Genomic DNA, 18,813 nt, shown 5'->3' on the forward strand with positions numbered 1-18,813 from the left:
GCTCCGTCGTCGTGCGCTCACCCGGAGAAGCCGGCGCGCCGCAGCGCGTCGGCCAGCGCGCCGCTCGGCGCGTCCTGCTGCTGACGACCGCCGCGGGGGCGCTTGCCGCCGCCCTTGCCGCCGCCGCTCTTGCCGCCGTTGTCCTTGCCCTTGCCGCCGGACGGGCGGCCGCCGCCTGCGGACTCGCGCTTGCCCTGCGCACGACCGGGCTCGTCGTCGAGCCGCAGCGTCAGCGAGATGCGCTTGCGCTCCTCGTCCACGTCGAGCACCTTCACCCGGACCACGTCACCGGGTTTGGCGACGTCGCGGGGATCGCTGACGTAGTTCTTCGACATCGCCGAGACGTGCACCAAGCCGTCCTGGTGCACCCCGACGTCGACGAACGCGCCGAACGCGGCGACGTTGGTGACCACGCCTTCCAGCTGCATCCCGGAGCGCAGGTCCGCCAGGGTTTCCACACCTTCGGCGAAGTTCGCGGTGCGGAACTCGCCGCGCGGATCCCGCCCGGGTTTCTCCAGTTCGGACAGGATGTCGGTCACCGTGGGCAGGCCGACGGCGTCGTCGACGAAGTCCTGCGGGCGCAGCTGGTGCAGCAGCGCTTCGTTGCCGACGAGCGTGCTCAGGTCGCTGCTGGTGCTCTCGGCGATGCGCCGCACCACCGGGTAGGACTCGGGGTGCACGGCCGAGGAGTCCAGCGGGTTCTCGCCGTCCGGGACGCGGAGGAACCCGGCGCACTGCTCGAAGGCCTTCGGGCCGAGCCGGGTGACCTCCTTGAGCGCCTCGCGGTCGTGGAACGCGCCGTGGTCGTCGCGGTGGCGGACGATGTTGTCGGCCAGCCCCGCCCCGATGCCGGACACGCGGGCGAGCAGCGGCACCGACGCGGTGTTCACGTCGACACCGACCGCGTTCACGCAGTCCTCGACGACCGCGTCGAGCGAGCGGGAGAGCTTCGCCTCGGACATGTCGTGCTGGTACTGGCCGACGCCGATCGACTTCGGGTCGATCTTGACCAGCTCGGCCAGCGGGTCCTGCAGCCGCCGCGCGATGGACACGGCGCCGCGCAGCGACACGTCCAGGTCCGGCAGCTCCCGGGCGGCGTACTCGGAAGCCGAGTACACCGACGCACCGGCCTCCGAGACGGTCAGCTTCGTCAGCCCGAGGTCCGGGTGGGTCTTGATGATCTCGTCCGCGAGCCGTTCGGTCTCGCGGGAGGCGGTGCCGTTGCCGATCGCGACGAGCCCGACCCCGTGCTCGCGCGCCAGCCCGGCCAGCCGCTCGCGCGCGGCGTCCCAGCGCTGCTGCGGTTTGTGCGGGTGGATCGTGTCGGTGGCGACGAGCTTGCCGGTGCCGTCGACGACGGCGACCTTGACGCCGGTGCGGTACCCCGGGTCGAGGCCGATCGTCGGCCGGGTCCCGGCGGGGGCGGCCAGCAGCAGGTCGCGCAGGTTCGCGGCGAACACCCGCACGGCCTCGTCCTCGGCCTGCTGCCGCAGCCGCGTGCGCAGGTCCACCGACAGGCGGGTGAACACGCGGGTGCGCCAGGCCCACCGGACCACCCCGCCGAGCCACTCGTCGGCCGGGCGGCCCTCGTCGGCGATCCCGACGTGCGCGGCGATGATCCGCTGGTAGTCCGCGCCCGTGGCTTCCGCGTCGGAGTCGGCCTCGAGGGTGAGCTCGAGCACCTCCTCCTTCTCCCCGCGGAACAGCGCGAGCACGCGGTGCGCTGGCAGCGCGGTGAAGGCCTCGTCGAACTCGAAGTAGTCGGAGTACTTGGCGCCTTCCTCCTGCTTGCCCTCGCGCACGCGGGAGACGAGGCGGCCGCGCTGCCACATCCGCTCGCGCAGTTCGCCGACGAGGTCGGCGTCCTCGGCGAAGCGCTCCACCAGGATCGCGCGGGCACCGGTCAGCGCCGCGTCGGCATCGGCCACCCCGTTGTCGGGGTCGACGTACTCGGCGGCGGTGGTGTCCGGGTCGAGCGCCGGGTCGGTCAGCAACCGGTCCGCGAGCGGCTCCAGGCCGGACTCGATCGCGATCTGCGCCTTCGTGCGGCGCTTGGGTTTGAACGGGAGGTAGATGTCCTCCAGGCGGGCCTTGGTCTCGGCGGCCCGGATGCGCGCTTCGAGCTCTTCGTCGAGCTTGCCCTGGGAGCGGACGGACTCCAGGACGGCCTCGCGGCGCTGCTCGAGCTCCCGCAGGTACTGCAGCCGCTCCTCGAGCGTGCGCAGCTGGGTGTCGTCGAGCCCGCCGGTGACCTCCTTGCGGTAGCGAGCCACGAACGGCACGGTGGCGCCGTCGTCGAGCAGCTCGACCACGGCTTCGACCTGGCGCTGCTGGACTCCGAGTTCCTCGGCGATCTTCTGGTGAACGGCTGTGGTCACGATGCCTCGCTGCCTGCTTCCTACGCTGTGCTTTCGCGATCTCCGCTGACTCCGCTCGCATTGTGCCGGAACGCTCCGCGCGGCTCGCGCGCCAGTCGCGGCGGCGTGTCGGGCGGGGCTGGTGCGGCCCGCCAGCGGGACGGGGTGCTCCCGGCGCCGCGGGCGTCCCGTAGGGTGCGCGTCCAGTGCGCCGCGGGGCCGTGCGGAGCGCACCTGCGAGCGGTCGGGAGGGGCTGCTCCCGGTGCTCGGCGGACCCGGGGAGGGGCGGCTGGCGCGCAGCGGTCCGGGATGCGAGGTTTTCCCGGAGATTCGCCACGATGCGTGTTTGCAGCTGCACGCAAGTACACCCCGAGGGGTCAATCTAGGTACCGAACCCCGTAGAAACCGTGATGCACGGCTACGCTCCGCGCTGGAGTGTGGGGTCTCGTGACACATGAAGACCCCGACGCAACACGATCCCCCGATTCAGACGTCAACGGTGCCCCGTCGGACCCGAACGATGGGGCACGCGGCCAGTGGTCCACGGTCCGCTCGGCCGCGCACTCGGTCGACACGACGCTGCGCTCCGGCGTGGATCGCGTGCGACCGGCGGTGCACCGCGCGGTCGCCGCCGTCCTGCCGACGCTCCGGCGCGGATGGGAGGCCCCGGCCGTGCAGCGCTTCCGGGAGAGGGTGGCGCTGCTGTTCAGCCGGCTGTCGGCCAACCTGCCCGGCGGTGAGGGCGTGCCGACGCGCGCCCGGGCCATGCAGGCCGGAGGTGCCGTGGCCGCGGTCGGCCTCGTCGGCATCGTCATCGCCAGCCTCGCCGGCCCCGGCACGCAGCAGCGCGACGTGCAGGAAGCGGCCCAGACCGGCGAGATGTCGCCCGGGACGGCCGAGCGGATGATGGCCAAGGCCGAGGACTCCCCGCAGCAGCAGGCAGGCGGGCAGCAGGCCGAGGAGCAGGAGGCCCCCGCTCCGGTCGGGCCGCCGGTGGAGGGCATCGACGTGTCCAACCACAACGGCTCCATCGACTGGAAGCAGGTCGCCGGATCCGGCAAGAAGTTCACGTTCGTGCTGGCCACGGATGGAACGAGCTTCACCAGCCCGACGTACTCGCAGCAGTACCACGGCGCCAAGGACGCCGGGATGATCGCCGGCGCCTACCACTTCGCCCGCCCCGGATCCTCCGGTCCGGAGGAGCAGGCCAACCGCTTCCTCGACGTGGCCGACTACCAGCAGGACGGCAAGTCGCTGCCGCCCGTGCTGGACCTGGAGGTCGACCCGAACAGCGGCGGTTGCTACGGCAAGTCCGTCGACCAGATGCACCAGTGGGTGGACGGCTTCAACAACACCGTCAAGGAACGCACCGGCGAAAAACCGATCATCTACGCCAACCCGTCGTTCTGGCAGCAGTGCATGGGCGGCACGGACAGCTACAACGACCACCCGCTGTGGCTCGCCGCCTACGAGGTCGATCAGCCCTCGGTGCCCGCCGGCTTCGACAACTGGGACTTCTGGCAGTACACGGACGAGGGCACGGTGCCCGGCATCAGCGGCAGCACCGACATCAACCTGTTCCGCGAGGGCCAGGCCCGGCTGGAGCAGCTGGCCCGCTGATCCGGGGCTCCGCCCCGAGCAGTGCGACAACGCCGCAGCCCCCGGCGCGGGGTGCGGCGCCCCTCCGGCACGTGGGCCGTCCGCGCACGCGGGCGGCCCACGTGCCTGTCCGGGGCGAGCGGGGGTTGCGGTGTCGTGGTGGACACCACCTGACGGGATCGCCGCTCGCCGGGTCGGGTTAAGGTGATCGCTCAGGCCCGGCCGGAACGACCCGGTTCCAGATCCGGTCGGGGGGCGACCGGCCTGCGAGGTGAACCCGTGCGAATCGCGCTGCTGTCCTACCGCAGCAAGCCGCACAGCGGCGGCCAAGGTGTGTACGTGCGCCATCTCAGCCGGGGTCTGGCCGAGCTCGGCCACCACGTGGAGGTCTTCTCCGGGCAGCCCTACCCGGAGCTGGACCCGGAGGTGCGGCTCACCCGCGTGCCCAGCCTGGACCTGTACCGCGATCCCGACCCCTTCCGCACGCCCCACTGGCGCGAGCTCCGGGACTGGGTCGACCTGCTCGAGCTCGGCACCATGTGGACCGCGGGATTCCCCGAGCCGCTGACGTTCACCCTGCGCGCGGCCGGGGAACTGCGCGCCCGCGCGCACGAGTTCGACGTGGTGCACGACAACCAGAGCCTCGGCTACGGCCTGCTCCGCCTGCCCGCGGCGGGGCTGCCGGTGACGGCGACCATCCACCACCCGATCACGCACGACCGCCGCGTCGACCTCGCGAACGCGCGGGGGCGGCGGCGGATCACCCTCCGCCGCTGGTACGGCTTCCTGCGGATGCAGGCCCGCGTGGCCCGGCGCATCCCGCACCTGATGACCGTGTCCGAGTCCTCCGCCGCCGACATCCGGCGCGACTTCGGCGTGCGCCGCGACCAGCTCAACGTCGTCCCCCTCGGCGTGGACCCGGCGGTGTTCCACCCGCCGCGAGCCCCGCGCGTCCCCGGCCGGATCGTCGCCATGGCCAGCGCCGACACCCCCATGAAAGGCGTGGGCACGCTGCTGGAGGCCGTCGCGAAGCTGCGCACCGAACGCGACGTGGAACTGGTGCTCGTCTCCCAACCGATCCCCGGCGGGCCCACCGAGCGCCGCATCGAGGACCTCGCCATCGGCGACGTGGTGCGCACCGCGAGCGGGCTCAGCGACGACGGGATCGCCGAGCTGCTCGGTTCGGCCGAGGTGGCCTGCGTCCCCTCGCTGTACGAGGGCTTCTCGCTGCCCACGGTGGAGGCCATGGCCTGCGGCACCCCGCTGGTGGCCAGCCGCGCCGGCGCCATCCCGGAGGTCGCGGGCGAGCACGGCGAAACCGTGGAACTCGTCCGCCCCGGCGACGCCGAGGAGCTCGCGGCGGCGCTGGGCGCGGTGCTGGACTCCCCGGACTACCGGCACCGGCTCGGCGAGGCCGGCCGGCGCCGGGTGGTGGAGCGCTACAGCTGGACTTCCGTGGCCGCCGCCACGGTCGACTGCTACGCGGAAGCGATCGAGCGAACGCGCCGGCAGGCGGCGCGGAAGGGAGCGGCCCGGTGCTGACGGTGGACTTCGACAAGCTCGGCGTGGCACCGGGCATGCGCGCGCTCGACCTGGGGTGCGGCGCCGGGCGGCACGCCTTCGAGCTGTACCGCCGCGGGGCGGAGGTCGTCGCCTTCGACCACGACGCCGCCGAACTGGAGAACGTGGCGACGATGTTCGCCGCGATGGAGGCGGGGGACGAGGTCCCCGCCGCGGCCAGCGCCACCACGGTCGCCGGGGACGCGCTGTCGCTGCCGTTCCCCGACGAGCACTTCGACCGGGTCATCGCCTCGGAGATCCTGGAGCACCTGCCCGAGGACGAGAAGGCGATGCACGAGCTGGTCCGCGTGGTCAAGCCCGGCGGGCGGGTCGTCGTCACCGTGCCGCGTTGGTTCCCCGAACGCGTGTGCTGGGCCTTCTCCGACGAGTACCACCAGGTCGAAGGCGGGCACGTGCGCATCTACCGCACCGAGGAGCTGCAGGCCAAACTCCGCGAGGCGGGGCTGCGGCCGGCGTTCCACCACCACGCGCACGCGCTGCACTCGCCGTACTGGTGGCTGAAGTGCGCGGTGGGGCCGGACGACGACGAGCACCCGGCCGTGCGGGCGTACCACCGGATGCTCGTGTGGGACCTGATGCGGCGCCCGCGGGTCACGCGCGCGGCCGAACGGCTGCTCGACCCGGTGCTCGGCAAGAGCGTGGTCGCCTACTTCGGCAAACCGGGGGCGCCAGGTGCCGCCTGAGGTCCCGGCGGTGCCCGGCACCATCACCGCCGAGCAGGTGCGCCGCACCGCGCGCACGATCGGCATGGTGCAGCTCGACTCCGGGGCGATCCCCTGGTATCCGGGCGGGCACGTGGACCCGTGGGACCACGTGGAAGCCGCGATGGGACTGGCAGCGGCGGGCGAGCGGGACCGCGCCGCCCGCGCCTACCGGTGGTTGCGCGCGACGCAGCGCCCCGACGGGTCCTGGCCGCTGCGCGTGCGCGCCGGACGCGTCGAGGACGCCGCCGCGGACACGAACTTCTGCGCCTACCCCGCGGTCGGCGTGTGGCACCACGTGCTGCTGACCGGGGACGCGGACTTCGCCGCCGAGATGTGGCCCGCGGTGCGCGCGGCCGTCGAGTTCGTCCTCGGCGCCCAGCGCGAGCGCGGGCAGATCAGCTGGGCGGTGGACCCGCGCGGCGTCCCGCTCGACGAGGCGCTGCTGTCCGGCTGTTCCAGCATCCACCACAGCCTGCGGTGCGCGCTCGCCCTGGCCGAGCACGTGGGCAGTCCGCAGCCGCACTGGCGGGAGGCGGCCGACCGGCTGGGCGCGGTGGTGCGCGCGGAACCGGGCGCGTTCGCGCCGAAGCCCCGCTATTCGATGGACTGGTACTACCCGGTTCTGGGCGGGGCGGTGCGCGGCACCGCGGCGGCGGCGCTGCTGCGCTCCCGCTGGGACGAGTTCGTCGTGGACGGTCTGGGCGTGCGGTGCGTCACCGACCATCCGTGGGTGACCGGAGCCGAGACCTGCGAGCTCGTGCTGAGCCTGGACGCGCTCGGGGAGAGCGCGTGGGCGCACAAGCTGTTCGCCGCGATGCAGCACCTGCGCGACGAGGACGGGTCGTACTGGACCGGCCACGTCTTCGCCGACGGCAAGCGGTGGCCGTGGGAGCGGACCACGTGGACGTCGGCCGCGGTGATCCTCGCCGCCGACGCGCTGTCGCGCACCACGCCGGCGAACGGGATCTTCCGCGGTGGCACCGCAGCGGCGCGCCCGGTGCGCGCGCGGGTCGCCGCGGTGGCGGGGTGACGGAGCCGCCCGGTCCGCGCGTCCGCGCAGCGCTGGGTTCCGGCACGGGGAGTCCGCTGTGGACGTTCTCGTCCGGGCGCTCGCGCTGTGCGGGTCCTTCCCGACTGGCCCCGGCCGCCCGCCTGCGTCGGCCACCCCGCCTGCGCCGGCCACTCCGCGGAGTCCCTTGCGCGGACGGTCATGCGGTGTCGATGCGGGCGCCCGCTTCGCCCGCGACGCGTTCCAGCACCCGCAGCGAACCCGTCACCGAAACCTCCCGGAACTGCCCGGAGTCCACCGCGCGCCGGTACACGTTGTAGGGGGCCTGCCCCCCGTCGCGGGGATCGGGGAAGACGTCGTGGATGACGAGCGCGCCACCGGGCACGACCCAGTGCGCCCAGCCGTCGAAGTCGGTCCGCGCGGCCTGCTCGGTGTGCCCGCCGTCGAGGAACAGCAGGCCCAGCGGGGTGTTCCAGCGGGCCGCCATGCCGGCCGAGTCGCCGACGACGGCCAGCACGTGCTCCTCCAGGCCCGCGGTGGCCACGGTGCGGCGGAACGCGCCGAGCGTGTCCAGCCGGCCCACTTCCGGATCGACCAGGTCCGGGTCGTGGTACTCCCAGCCGGGCTGGTGCTCCTCCGAGCCCCTGTGGTGGTCCACCGTGACGACGACGCCGCCGGTGTGCCGCGCGGCGGCGGCCAGGTACAGCGTGGACTTGCCGCAGTAGGTGCCGATCTCCACCGCCGTGCCCGCGCCGAGATGTCCGATCGCCGCCCGGTGCAGCGCGAGCCCCTCGTCGACCGGCATGAAGCCGGGGGTGCTCTCGGCGCGGGCGAGCAGTTCCGCGGGCATGCTCTCCGGGGCCGTGGTGGACACGCGACCTCCTGGCGCTCTCGATGGCGTTCGCGCCGAGCCTACGGCACGCCGCGCGCGGCGTGCGGCGGGACGAGCACCGCCGCGACCGGGCGGCGGTGAGGGTGCGGGCGGCGCCCCGCCGGCACCGCGCCGGTCAGACCGTGGCGGCCGGGGCCCGGTCGGCCGCGGCACCGTCGGCCTCGCAGCTGGCGCTCGCGGCGCGCTCGCCCTCGACCTCCAGCACCTGGATGTTCTCCAGGACCTCCTCGATCAGGTCGTCGAACCCGACGCGGTTCTCGACCTTGTTCAACTGGGTGTCCTGGCTGTGCGTGGCCACGTTCGGCGGCATGATCAGGCTGCAGCAGTCCTCGTCCGGCAGCTTGGAGATGTCGGCCGTGCCGATGCTCGCGGCCTCGCCCATGATCTCCTGCTTGTCCCAGGCCAGCAGCGGCCGCATCACCGGCAGGCCCGCCGCCTGCTCGGTGGTGGCCATGTTGCTCAGCGTCTGACTGGAGACCTGGCCGAGGCTGTCGCCGGTCACCAGGGCTTCGCCGCCGAGCCGCTGCGCCAGCGCGGTGCCCACGCGCACGATGAGCCGCCGCTGGGCCACGATCTGCAGCTCCCCGGCGCCGGCGGTGGCCAGCGCGCGCTGCGCCTTGCCGATCGGCACCACGTGCAGGCGCGAACCGCCCTGGAACCGGTTGAGCTGCCGCACCAGCGCGTAGGCCTTGTACGTCGACGACGGTCCCGTGTAGGGGGCGCCGGTGAAGTGCAGGAAGTCGCAGCGCAGCCCGCGTCGCATCATCCGGTACGCCGCGACCGGCGAGTCGTACCCGCCCGACAGCAGCGACAGGGCCCTGCCGCTGGAGCCCACCGGCAGGCCGCCTTGGCCGCGCAGGTGCTGGACGGACACGAACGTCTCGCGCCAGTCCACCTCGACGGTGATCTCGGTATCCGGGTTGTCCAGGTCCACCGGCCAGCCCAGCTCGTCGACCACGCGCTGGCCCAAGTAGGCGGCCATCTCCGAGGACGACATGCGGAAGTTCTTGTCCCGTCGGCGGGCCCGCACGGCGAACGTGCGCGGTGCCGCGCCCAGCTGCTGCCGCAGCAGCTCGAGCGCGGACTGCGCGGTCGCCTCCGGGTCCTTCGACGTGCGCACCCCGGGCTGCACGACGCTGATGCCGACCACTTCCCGGGCGCGCTCGACCAGCGCGGCCTGCCGCTGCGGGTCCTGCGCGTTCGGGGAGGTCACCACCAGCACCCCCGCGCGCCGTTCCACGCGGGCTCGGGGGTCGACCTCGCCGAGCGCCCACTCCAGGTTCCGCAGCAGGTGCCGCTCGAAGACGCCGCGGTTGCGGCCCTTGATCGCGAGCTCTCCGTGCTTGAGCAGCACACACGGCTGCGCGGGCATGCACTCCACCTCTCTGGACACGCGGTAGGTCCGACGTCCGGGCGGCAGCACGCCCGCCGTGCGCGACGTCGGCAGGACCCTTCGAGGATACGGCCTCACCGCCGGGTGGTTGTAAGGCGTTCGCCGCTTGCCCTCCGGGTGCGGGGACCCGCGTGCCGCTGCGCTCGGCTCCGCCCGTTGCGGTGCCACCGGGGCGGGCGCGAGAGTGGGGGAGGATTCGGCGGAGGAGAACAGGATCCCGCGGTGAAGAACAAGCCCCCGTACGCGCTGAGCTCGGTCGACAACGCGCTCCTGCTGCTGCAGATGCTGCGGGACCACGGGGGAGTGCGCGTGGCCGACGCGGCCGAGGAGCTGGGCATCGCGCGTTCCACCGCACACCGCTTGCTGGCGATGCTCGTCTACCGGGACTTCGCGGTGCAGGACGGCAACCGCAACTACGTGCCCGGTCCGGCGCTGGCCGCGAGCCGACTGGGCGGACCGGCGAACCAGCACCTGCGCAAGGTGCTGCAGCCGCACCTCGAAGCGCTGTGCGAACGGGTGGGGGAGACGACGAACCTCATGGTGCGCATGGGCACCCAGTGCCGGTTCCTCGCCAGCGTCGAATCGCCCCAGGTGCTGCAGGTGGGCGACCGCCGCGGAACGATCCTGCCCGCGCACGCCTGCTCCGGCGGCAAGGCGCTGCTCGCGGAGCTGGAAACCCACCGCTTGGAGCAGCTGTACCGGCGCGAGGGTCGGGGCCACTCGCTCGACGAGGAGCGGTGGCGGAACCTGCTGCGGGAGCTGCGCGCGGTGCGCGAGCAGGGGTACGCGCTCAACCGGGAGGTCAGCGAAACCGGCGTGTGCGCCATAGGCGTGCCGGTGCACGACGAGTCCGGTGCGGGTGCGGGAGCGATCTCCGTGTCCGCCCCCGCCGTGCGGTTCGAAGCGGCGCGCGTGCCGGAGTGGGCCGCCGAGCTGCACGCGGCGGCGGCGCGCGCGGAGGAGGACCTGCGCGCCGGCGCGTGAGGAGGCGCTCCCCGAGCATCGCGCGCACTGCGAGCCGGTCGGCGCGTGGCGGGAAGGGGCGGTGGTTCCCGATTCCGACCTCGGACTGCTGGTGGCGGGGCGTGGCTGATCGGAGGTTGCCGCGAGCGCGCTGATCGGAGATACTCCCCGCGAGGGGAGTACTTCTCGAGGCCGCCCCGGTCAGTACGGACGTCCCGCGACGTCCCCGGACGGCCGCCCGCCGCGGTGAAGGAGACCTCAAGACAGTTCGCTGCTTGAGGAGGAGAACCGTGCTCAGCACCCCGCTCACCGCGGCCGCGGGAACGGAGTCGATCGGAACGCCCTGGCTGTGGGCGATCAGCATCCTCGTGCTCGTCGCGCTGCTCGCCGCGGATTTCGCGGTGACGCACCGACCGCACGAGGTGTCGCTGCGCGAGGCCGTGGGCTGGTCCGTGTTCTACCTGGCGCTGCCGCTGCTGTTCGCCCTGTGGCTGTGGCCGACCTACGGCGGAGCCGAGGCTCTCGAGTTCACCACCGGCTTCCTGGTGGAGAAGTCGCTGTCGGTGGACAACCTGTTCGTGTTCATGCTGCTGCTCACGGCCTTCGCCGTGCCGGCGGCGCTGCAGCAGCGCGTGCTGCTGTACGGCATCATCGGCGCGCTCGTGCTCCGCGGCGCGTTCATCGCGGCGGGCGCTGCGCTGCTGCAGGCGGGCACGTGGGCATTCCTCGTGTTCGGCGCGATCCTGTTCGTCACCGCGGTGAAGATCCTGCGGGAGGCGATCAGCGGCGAGTCGTTCGAGAAGGACGTTTCGCAGATGCGGTCGGTGCGGCTGGTGCGCCGCCTCATGCCGGTGACCGAGGAGTACCGCGGCGCGCGGATGACCGTGCGCGAGGGCGGCCGGCGCGCGCTGACCCCACTGGCGGTGGTCGTGGTCGCGGTCTTCGGCGCGGACGTGGTCTTCGCCGTCGACTCGGTGCCCGCGGTGTACGGCATCACCGCCGATCCGTACCTGGTGTTCACCACGAACGCGTTCGCCCTGCTGGGGCTGCGGGCGCTGTACTTCGTCCTGCACGCGGCCCTGGCCAAGCTGACCTACCTCAACCACGGCCTGGCCATCATCCTGGCGTTCATCGGCGCCAAGCTGGTGCTGCACTGGGCGCACGAGATGTGGCCCGCCGTGCCCGATGTTCCGACCCCGCTGTCGCTGGGCGTGATCGTGCTCGTGCTCGGCGTGGTCACGCTGGTCAGCTTCCGCACCCAGCGCAGCAGCGCGGTGTCGAGGGAATGAGCGTCGTGGCGGGCCTCCTCGTCGAACTCGCCGTGACGGTGCTCGTGCTGCTCGCGCTGGTGGTCGTCTGCGCCGCGCTGCTCGGCGCGCGGCCGCCGCGTTGAGCCCGCGGAACCCGCCCGCCGCGGCGGGTTCACCAGCGGGCGGCGTGCCACTCCACGACGCCGTCCCCGTGGCGCAGCGCGGTGCCGTCGGGCAGCGAACCGCCGGCCGCGCCGAAGGGCTGGCGGTAGTGGCTGTCGAGCACGACCAGCCGGTCGTGCCGGGAGCGCTCGGCCTCGTGCTGCAGCGAGAGCGCGCCCCGCGCGTGGTGCACCGCGGTGAGGTCCGGGGCGAAGGTGACGGGGTCGACGTGCTGGGCGGCCCCGTCGATCCACACAGTGCGCTCGGAGGCGGCCGGGTCGTCGTGCAACCCGTCCACGAGGTTCCACGTCACGGCGCGGTCCTCGGCCGACACACCGCACCCGGCCGACCAGAACCAGCGGGTGGTGCGGGCGTGGTGCCCTCCCGAGTCGTCGCGCAGGCCGGGTGCGTCGACGGGCACCGACGCGCCGTCGACGGACACCGCGCCGCGCACGTGCAGCGGCGTCTTGCGGGTCCACACCGGGTGCCGGCCGTGGCGGGAGACCACGTCCACGCGGTCGCCGCACGGCACGAGGCCGAGCCGGGCGCGCACGCCGCGGCCGTCGAACCGCACGCGGGTGTCGGTGAACGCGACGGCGGTGCGCAGCGCGGTGCGTTCGCGGAAGACCCCCTGCTCGGGCAGGTGCACCGCCCAGAACGACTGGACGGCCCCGGCGATGCGGACCACGCCCGCGCACAGCCGGACACCGGGTGCGAACACCCCGAGGTAGCTCCACAGCTTGCGGGGCCGGCCGCCGCGGAAGAGGGGCAGCCGCGCCGGGTCGAGGGGCAGTTCGCTGGTGGCCGCACCCACCCGGCGCACCGGCAGGGCGTCTTCCGTCATCCGCGAGCTCCCCTGCACCTGGACCCGAACCACGTCGTGATCCTAGTGATCTCGGTGCGTCGGGGGAACCGCCCACGTCCGCGGCGCCGGCAGCTGCGGGCGGTGGCGGTTCAGCTGCGCTCCTGCCCGCCCTGCGGCGCCAGCGACAGCGACAGCCACAGCACCGCCCCGGCGGTGGCCAGCGCCGCGTGCAGGAACACGTCGTGGACGCTCAGCCCGATCGTCTCGGCCGCGGACGGCCCCATGTGGGAGGCTGTGAACAGGAACACGACGATGTAGACGACGGCCTGCCCGCCGAGGAAGCGGCGCTGCCCCCACCTGCGGGACGAGCAGCTCAGGGCGCCCAGCCCGGTGGCGAGCAGCAGCAGCCCGTGCAGCCCGTTGACGTGGAAGCCGAGGACCACCTGCTCGGGGCGGCCGAGCAGCGGCACGAGGCCGTTGGCGACCAGCCCCGCACCCGCGAGCAGCACGAGCAGCGCACCCTCGCACCACAGCACGTAGCTGCGCCAGTCGGTGTGCCGGCTGATCGTCGCGGTGCTCATCGTTCCTCGTCGTGCGCAGCGGTGGGCGGTGGGCCGATCCGCCCGCGGCCTACCCGCCCGGAGGGGCGGGCATGCACCGCCGGTCGCGGCCCCGGCCGGGGCGGCGGGTTCCGGCCGCTGATCGTTTCGCCGCCCCCGCGGCGGGGTAGTGCGGTGGAGCGGCCGTGCGGCAGGCCGCGCGAACGCCGATCTCCTGGAGGTGGACATGGCGCGCACCGTGGCTCAGAAGCTCATCGCCGATCACCTGGTCGAAGGGGAGATGACTCCCGGCTCGGAGATCGGGCTGGCGGTGGACCACACGCTCACCCAGGACGCCACGGGAACCCTGGTGATGCAGGAGCTCGAGGCCCTGGGGCTGGACCGCACGCGGGCCGAGGTGAGCGTCCAGTACGTCGACCACAACCTGCTGCAGGCCGACGAGAAGAACGCCGAGGACCACCAGTTCCTGCGCACGGCAGCGCAGCGCTACGGGATCTGGTACTCCAAGCCCGGAAACGGCGTGTCCCACCCGACGCACATGCAGCGCTTCGGCAAACCGGGCAGGACGATGGTGGGCTCCGACTCGCACACCTGCGCGGCCGGCTCGCTGGGCATGCTGGCCATCGGCGTCGGCGGGCTCGAAGTCGCCGTCGCCATCGCGGGGAGGCCGCTGCACATCCGGATGCCGCAGATCTGGGGAGTGCGGCTGACCGGGCGGCTGCCCGACTGGGTCTCGGCCAAGGACGTCGTGCTCGAGATGCTGCGCCGGCACACGGTGCAGGGCGGCGTCAACCGCATCATCGAGTACTCCGGTCCCGGCCTGGACGAGCTCACCGCGATGGACCGGCACGTGATCGCCAACATGGGGGCGGAGCTCGGGGCGACCACCACGGTCTTCCCGGCCGACGAGGCGGTGCGCGAGTTCCTCGAGGCCCAGGGCAGGCCCGCGGACTTCACCGAGCTGCACGCCGATCCGGACGCCACCTTCGACGTCACCGACGAGATCGACCTGTCCGCGCTGGAACCGCTGATCGCCGAGCCCTCGGCGCCGGACAAGGTGGTGCCGGTGCGCGAGGTGGCGGGAGAACCGGTCAGCCAGGTCGTCGTGGGCTCCTCGGCGAACCCGGGCCTGCGCGATTTCGCCGCCACCGCGGAGGTCGTGCGGGGGCGGCAGACCGACGACGCGGTCAGCTTCGACGTCAACCCCACCTCGCGGGAGATCCTCGAGGACATGACCCGGATGGGCGCGACGTTCGACCTGATCGCCGCGGGCGCGCGGATTCACCAGTCCGGGTGCATGGGCTGCATCGGCATGGGGCAGGCCCCCGCGGTGGGGCACAACTCGCTGCGGACCTTCCCGCGCAACTTCCCCGGCCGCTCGGGCACCGAGGAGGACTCGGTGTGGTTGTGCTCGCCGGAGACCGCGGCCGCCTCGGCCCTGACGGGGGTGATCACCGATCCGCGGGACCTGGCGAACAGCCACGGCATGAGCGCGCCGCGCCCGCAGCTGCCGGAGAAGGCCTCGATCAACACCGCCATGCTCGTCGAACCGCTGCCGCACGAGCAGGCGCGGCAGCAGCAGCTGGAGCGCGGCCCGAACATCTCGGCGCTGCCGGACTTCCCGCCGCTGCCGGAACGCGTCGAAGCGCCCGTGCTGCTGAAGGTCGGGGACCACGTCTCCACCGACGAGATCTCCCCAGCGGGGGCGCGCGCCCTGCCGTACCGGTCGAACATCCCGCAGCTGGCGGAGTTCACCTTCACCCGTCTCGACCCGGACTACCCCGCGCGGGCGAAGGAGCACCAAGGCGGCAGCGGACACATCGTCATCGGCGGCGAGAACTACGGGCAGGGCTCCTCGCGGGAGCACGCCGCGATCACCCCGCGCTACTTGGGGCTGCGCGCGGTCGTGGCGAAGTCCTTCGCCCGGATCCACTGGCAGAACCTGGCGAACTTCGGCATCCTCGCGCTCGAGTTCGCCGATCCGGGCGCCTACGACCGGATCCGGCGCGACGACGTGCTCGCGCTCGACCGGCCAGGTGCGGCGCTCGACGCGGGGCGGGAACTGACCCTGCACAACCTCACCCGCGGTGAGGACTGCGCGCTGCGGCACTCGCTGTCGCCGCGCCAGGTCCGCGCGGTGCGGTACGGCGGGCTCATCCCGCTGCTGGCCTCCGAGGAACGGGGGTGACGGAGGAGCTGCACGGCCGGGGTCGCACAGCGCTGCGGCCCCGGCCGTGCGCTCGTCGGCGTCGGCCGCGCCCGCCGAGGGCTCCGGCCGGCTCGGAGGCGGACGTCGTCGAACGGCCGGGAAGCGGGCGGAATTCCACCTGCCGATCATTCGATCGGCGACGCGGGCCGTCCGCCCGTCGGGGCTTTCTCCTTTCGCGGAGTGGGCTGGATGGCGGAATATCGAGCGGTCAGCGGCCAATGGTGCCGTTCGTGGACTAGGATGTCGGTGCTGCTCGGTGTTCGTGCGCAAGAAGCGGCGCAACCGAAATTCGGAGAACGAATGAACGATGATGAGCGGGCGGAGAACGAGGCCGTGCGGGCCGTCATCCGCACCCTGATCAGGGAGGCCGCCGATCAGACGTGCCGGGCGAACCGGTTGCTCGACGAAGTGGAGCGTCTTCTCCGCGCGGACGCCGAGGACGGTGACGATTCGGTTTATTCCAGGAAGGTGCATTCCGATGCGACGCATTCCGGCGCGGAGCGCGCCGGTGCGGCGCGTGCGGAGGCGCGCTCCGGAACGGGGCAGGCGCTCGGGACCGGCGCGCGCACGATCCCGAAGGAGCGCTTCACCGATCTGACCGAACGCGAGCGGCAGGTCCTGTCGTTGCTGCTCAGCGGAAAGCCCAATCGGCAGATCGCGCGGCAGATGGGAATCACCGAGCGGACGGTGAAGAACCACCTCCGCGCCGTTTTCGTCAAACTGGGGGTATCCGACCGCACCTCGGCCGTGATCAAGATCCTCGACGAGGGCGCGCTCAACGGCGCGGTTCCGGACAGGGGCGCGTGACCCCCTGCCGGTGACCCCTGCCGGTGAACCCCTGCCCGGGACGGACGAGCGGGGGTCCGCGCGGCGCAGCGGCGCGCGGCCCGTCCCCCGCCCCGTTCTTCAGCCCTCGTCCCGTTCCGCGGAACTCCGCGGGGACAGCAGGCGCACGACCTCCGAGTCGTCGCGAGCTCCCATGCCGGAGCGCTCGCCCAGCAGGTACAACTGGTGGGCGGCGGCCGACAGCGGTGCCGGAACGCGGTTGTCCCGGGCGAGTTCGGTGACGATGCCCATGTCCTTGACGAAGATGTCCATGCGGGACCGCACCGGCGCTCCCTCCTCGGCGTAGGACTCGAGCATGCGCGGTCCGCGGTCGCGCAGCATGAAGGACCCGGCGGCGCCGTCGCCGAGCGCATCCACCACCACGGCCGGGTCGAGGCCGAGCTCGCGGGCGAGCGCGACCGCCTCCCCGGCGGCGGCGATGTGCACACCGGCGAGCAGCTGGTTGATCGCCTTGAGCGCCTGACCGTCACCCGGGTTCGGCCCCACGACCGTGAGCGTGGAGGCCAGCGCGTCGAGAACGGGGCGGGCGGTGGACAGCGCCGCGTCCTCGGCACCGACGAGGACGAGCAGCTCTCCCGTGCCCGCGCGCGCCGGCCCGCCGCTGACCGGAGCGTCCACAGTGGCTAGTCCGTGTCCGGCCAGCCGCTCGGCCGCGCTGCGCACGACGTCCGGTCCGACGGTGGAGGTGAGCACGACCGGGGTGCCCCGGCGCGCCGTTGCGGCGAGACCGTCGGCGCCGAACAGGGCGGCGTCGACGTGCTGGCGGTCGCGCACCGCCAGCACGACCACGTCGGCCCCGCGCACCGCCCCGGCAGGGCTGGTGGCGGTGGTCTCGGCGAACTCGCCGGCCTGCGCGCGCAGGTCGGCGGCGACGTCGAACGCGGCGACCGGGAAGGAGGCGGACAGGTGGCGCGCCATGGGCATGCCCATCGCGCCGAGCCCGATCACCGCGACCGTCGGGTGGTTCTCGACCATGTGCCAACTCCGTGGGGTGAGGGGACGTTCAGGTGCGGAGGTTGCCGACCACGTGCGCCAGCGCCTCGGCGTCGCCGACGTTGCCGGGGAACACCACGTACGGGACGCCGGAGAACTGCCCGGAGACCGGTTCCCACAGCGAGATGATGCCCGGCAGCATCTGACCGCGGACCACCGCGCGTCGGATGTCGAGACCGCCGGTGGCGACGTCGCTGGAGGTGATGCCGCCCTTGGCGACGACGAACGCCGGGCGGCGGGCGCGGACGGCGGTGCGCACGGCGTCGACGAGCCCGGCGGAGACAGCGCGGGCGATGGCCAGGCTCTCGTCCGCACCGGCCCCGGTGACGAGGTCGCGGCTGGTGGTGATGACGACGTCGCGGTCGGCCATCGCGGCGGCGGCCCGCTCGGCGACCTGCCGGACGTGCTCGTCCCGCACGGTGTCGTCGAGCAGGCTGGGCACGTGCAGTTCGTGCTCCTCGATCCCGCCGAGAGCGCGGAGTTCCGCCAGCTGCGCGGTCGTCAGGCCGACGTGCGAGCCGATGGCGACGAGACCGTGCCCGGGACCGGTGAGCTCGGCCAGTCGCGCGGTCGGCAGCGGCGGCTGCTTCGCCTGGCCGGTGCGGGCGCGCATGAACGACGGACCCGCGCGGTAGAGCAGGTGGCTGCCGCGGGCCTCGGCGCGCAGCGAGGCCAGCGCCAGCACTCGCAGGTCCTCGTCGTGCACGGCGTCGACGACCGCCGGCTCGCCGTCGCGCAGCCCGGCGAGGACGTCGGCGACGTGGTCGGCCCCGCCGGTGCGCAGGTCGGTCAGGGTGATCGCGCGGACCTGCTCCGGGGCGTGGCGGCCGCCGGTCTTCTCGGCGACCCACGAGCGGAGGTCGGAGCTGCTGAAGCCGAACGTGGCGTCGCGGGCGAACTCGGTGCGTCCGACCGGCAGCACCATCCCCGGTGCGCTCCGGGTCCAGTGCACCGCGTCGACGGTGATCCGGCCGGCGTCGGGGAAGGCCGGGACGAGGACCACGCCGTCGACCGGGTGGCCCTGCCGCGCGGCGCTGTCCGCGAGCACGTCGGTCTCCAGCGGGAAGTGCCCCCGCAGCGTGGAGTCGCTGCGGCTGACCAGCGAGCAGCGCACGCCTTCGGCCGCGGCTGCGGTGCGCAGGGCGGCGGTGACCTCGCGGTTGCGCGCGGCCGCGTCGTCCGGGGCGAGGCTGCGGGTGTTCGTCAGCACGAAGAATCCGGTCTCGGAGGCGCGCAGCGCCCAGCGCAGGTCGTCGACGGACCACGTGGTCAGCACCGGGAGGTCGGCGATGGTCTGCGATCCGGTCGGGTCGTCGTCGAGGGCGACGACGCGCGGCCCACCGGCGATCGCGGCGGCGAGCTCGTCCGGGTCGACGGCGCGGTCAGCGGGCAGGTCCGCGAGCAACCTGTCCGTGGGCACGGCCTCGGCGGTGTCCGCGGGGTGCGGTGGCATGGTGCTCCTTCGCGACGGCCGGTGACGTGTCGTCCG

Annotated in this window: 15 protein-coding genes; 8 read left to right on the top strand and 7 right to left on the bottom strand. The window is 73.4% G+C overall.

The window, feature by feature from the left end:
- Positions 1-17: 17 nt before the first annotated feature.
- Entirely contained in the window at positions 18-2,378 is a 2,361-nt protein-coding gene (locus ACVGV0_RS07920; protein ID WP_459159209.1) for a Tex family protein, read from the bottom strand.
- 571 nt (positions 2,379-2,949) lie between these two features.
- Here ACVGV0_RS07920 and ACVGV0_RS07925 point away from each other — a divergent pair.
- The 4 genes from ACVGV0_RS07925 (at position 2,950) to ACVGV0_RS07940 (ending at position 7,272) form a co-directional block, all read left to right on the top strand.
- On the top strand, positions 2,950-3,978 hold the full coding sequence (locus tag ACVGV0_RS07925) for a GH25 family lysozyme (RefSeq protein ID WP_459159210.1): 1,029 nt from the start codon (positions 2,950-2,952) through the stop codon (positions 3,976-3,978).
- Positions 3,979-4,236: 258 nt separating this feature from the next.
- The gene (locus ACVGV0_RS07930) at positions 4,237-5,499 is read left to right on the top strand and encodes a glycosyltransferase family 4 protein (RefSeq protein ID WP_459159211.1); all 1,263 of its coding nucleotides are present in this window, start codon (positions 4,237-4,239) and stop codon (positions 5,497-5,499) included.
- Positions 5,493-6,221 carry a class I SAM-dependent methyltransferase gene (locus ACVGV0_RS07935; RefSeq protein WP_459159212.1) on the top strand — a complete coding sequence of 243 codons (729 nt, stop codon included), beginning with the start codon at positions 5,493-5,495 and terminating at the stop codon, positions 6,219-6,221. The genes ACVGV0_RS07930 and ACVGV0_RS07935 overlap by 7 nt, the downstream gene beginning before the upstream one ends.
- Before the next feature lie 10 nt (positions 6,222-6,231).
- Positions 6,232-7,272, top strand: coding sequence for a prenyltransferase (locus ACVGV0_RS07940; RefSeq protein ID WP_459159213.1), 1,041 nt, complete (start codon positions 6,232-6,234; stop codon positions 7,270-7,272).
- Positions 7,273-7,450: 178 nt separating this feature from the next.
- Here the strand turns inward: ACVGV0_RS07940 and ACVGV0_RS07945 are convergent, their stop codons facing one another.
- Together ACVGV0_RS07945 and thiI are read right to left on the bottom strand one after the other, a co-directional pair.
- Complete coding sequence (locus ACVGV0_RS07945) at positions 7,451-8,125, bottom strand: class I SAM-dependent methyltransferase (protein WP_459159214.1); 675 nt, start codon at positions 8,123-8,125, stop codon at positions 7,451-7,453.
- Between the two features lie 133 nt (positions 8,126-8,258).
- The gene (thiI, locus tag ACVGV0_RS07950; RefSeq protein WP_459159215.1) at positions 8,259-9,515 is read right to left on the bottom strand and encodes a tRNA uracil 4-sulfurtransferase ThiI; all 1,257 of its coding nucleotides are present in this window, start codon (positions 9,513-9,515) and stop codon (positions 8,259-8,261) included.
- A gap of 243 nt (positions 9,516-9,758) precedes the next feature.
- Here thiI and ACVGV0_RS07955 point away from each other — a divergent pair, with 243 nt between their 5' ends.
- Positions 9,759-10,520, top strand: a complete 762-nt coding sequence (locus ACVGV0_RS07955; protein WP_459159216.1) for an IclR family transcriptional regulator — start codon at positions 9,759-9,761, stop codon at positions 10,518-10,520.
- Positions 10,521-10,789: 269 nt separating this feature from the next.
- A complete protein-coding gene (locus tag ACVGV0_RS07960) occupies positions 10,790-11,788 on the top strand; it encodes a TerC/Alx family metal homeostasis membrane protein (protein WP_459159217.1) in 999 nt (332 codons plus the stop codon).
- A 133-nt stretch (positions 11,789-11,921) separates the two neighbouring features.
- On the opposite strand, the gene ACVGV0_RS07965 is transcribed toward ACVGV0_RS07960, so the two are convergent.
- Positions 11,922-12,755 (bottom strand): DUF2804 family protein, encoded by an 834-nt coding sequence (locus ACVGV0_RS07965; RefSeq protein WP_459159218.1) that lies wholly within the window; start codon positions 12,753-12,755, stop codon positions 11,922-11,924.
- A gap of 110 nt (positions 12,756-12,865) precedes the next feature.
- On the bottom strand, positions 12,866-13,297 hold the full coding sequence (locus ACVGV0_RS07970) for a DUF4383 domain-containing protein (protein ID WP_459159219.1): 432 nt from the start codon (positions 13,295-13,297) through the stop codon (positions 12,866-12,868).
- Between the two features lie 205 nt (positions 13,298-13,502).
- Between ACVGV0_RS07970 and ACVGV0_RS07975 the strand changes: the two genes are divergently transcribed.
- Entirely contained in the window at positions 13,503-15,464 is a 1,962-nt protein-coding gene (locus ACVGV0_RS07975) for an aconitate hydratase (protein ID WP_459159220.1), read from the top strand.
- Positions 15,465-15,725: 261 nt separating this feature from the next.
- Positions 15,726-16,292, top strand: a complete 567-nt coding sequence (locus ACVGV0_RS07980; protein WP_459159221.1) for a helix-turn-helix transcriptional regulator — start codon at positions 15,726-15,728, stop codon at positions 16,290-16,292.
- A 99-nt stretch (positions 16,293-16,391) separates the two neighbouring features.
- Here the strand turns inward: ACVGV0_RS07980 and ACVGV0_RS07985 are convergent, their stop codons facing one another.
- Positions 16,392-17,306 carry an NAD(P)-dependent oxidoreductase gene (locus ACVGV0_RS07985; protein WP_459159222.1) on the bottom strand — a complete coding sequence of 305 codons (915 nt, stop codon included), beginning with the start codon at positions 17,304-17,306 and terminating at the stop codon, positions 16,392-16,394.
- Between the two features lie 28 nt (positions 17,307-17,334).
- A complete protein-coding gene (locus tag ACVGV0_RS07990) occupies positions 17,335-18,777 on the bottom strand; it encodes a four-carbon acid sugar kinase family protein (RefSeq protein WP_459159223.1) in 1,443 nt (480 codons plus the stop codon).
- Between the last annotated feature and the right edge of the window lie 36 nt (positions 18,778-18,813).

It is taken from the genome of Salinifilum ghardaiensis (assembly GCF_054491345.1).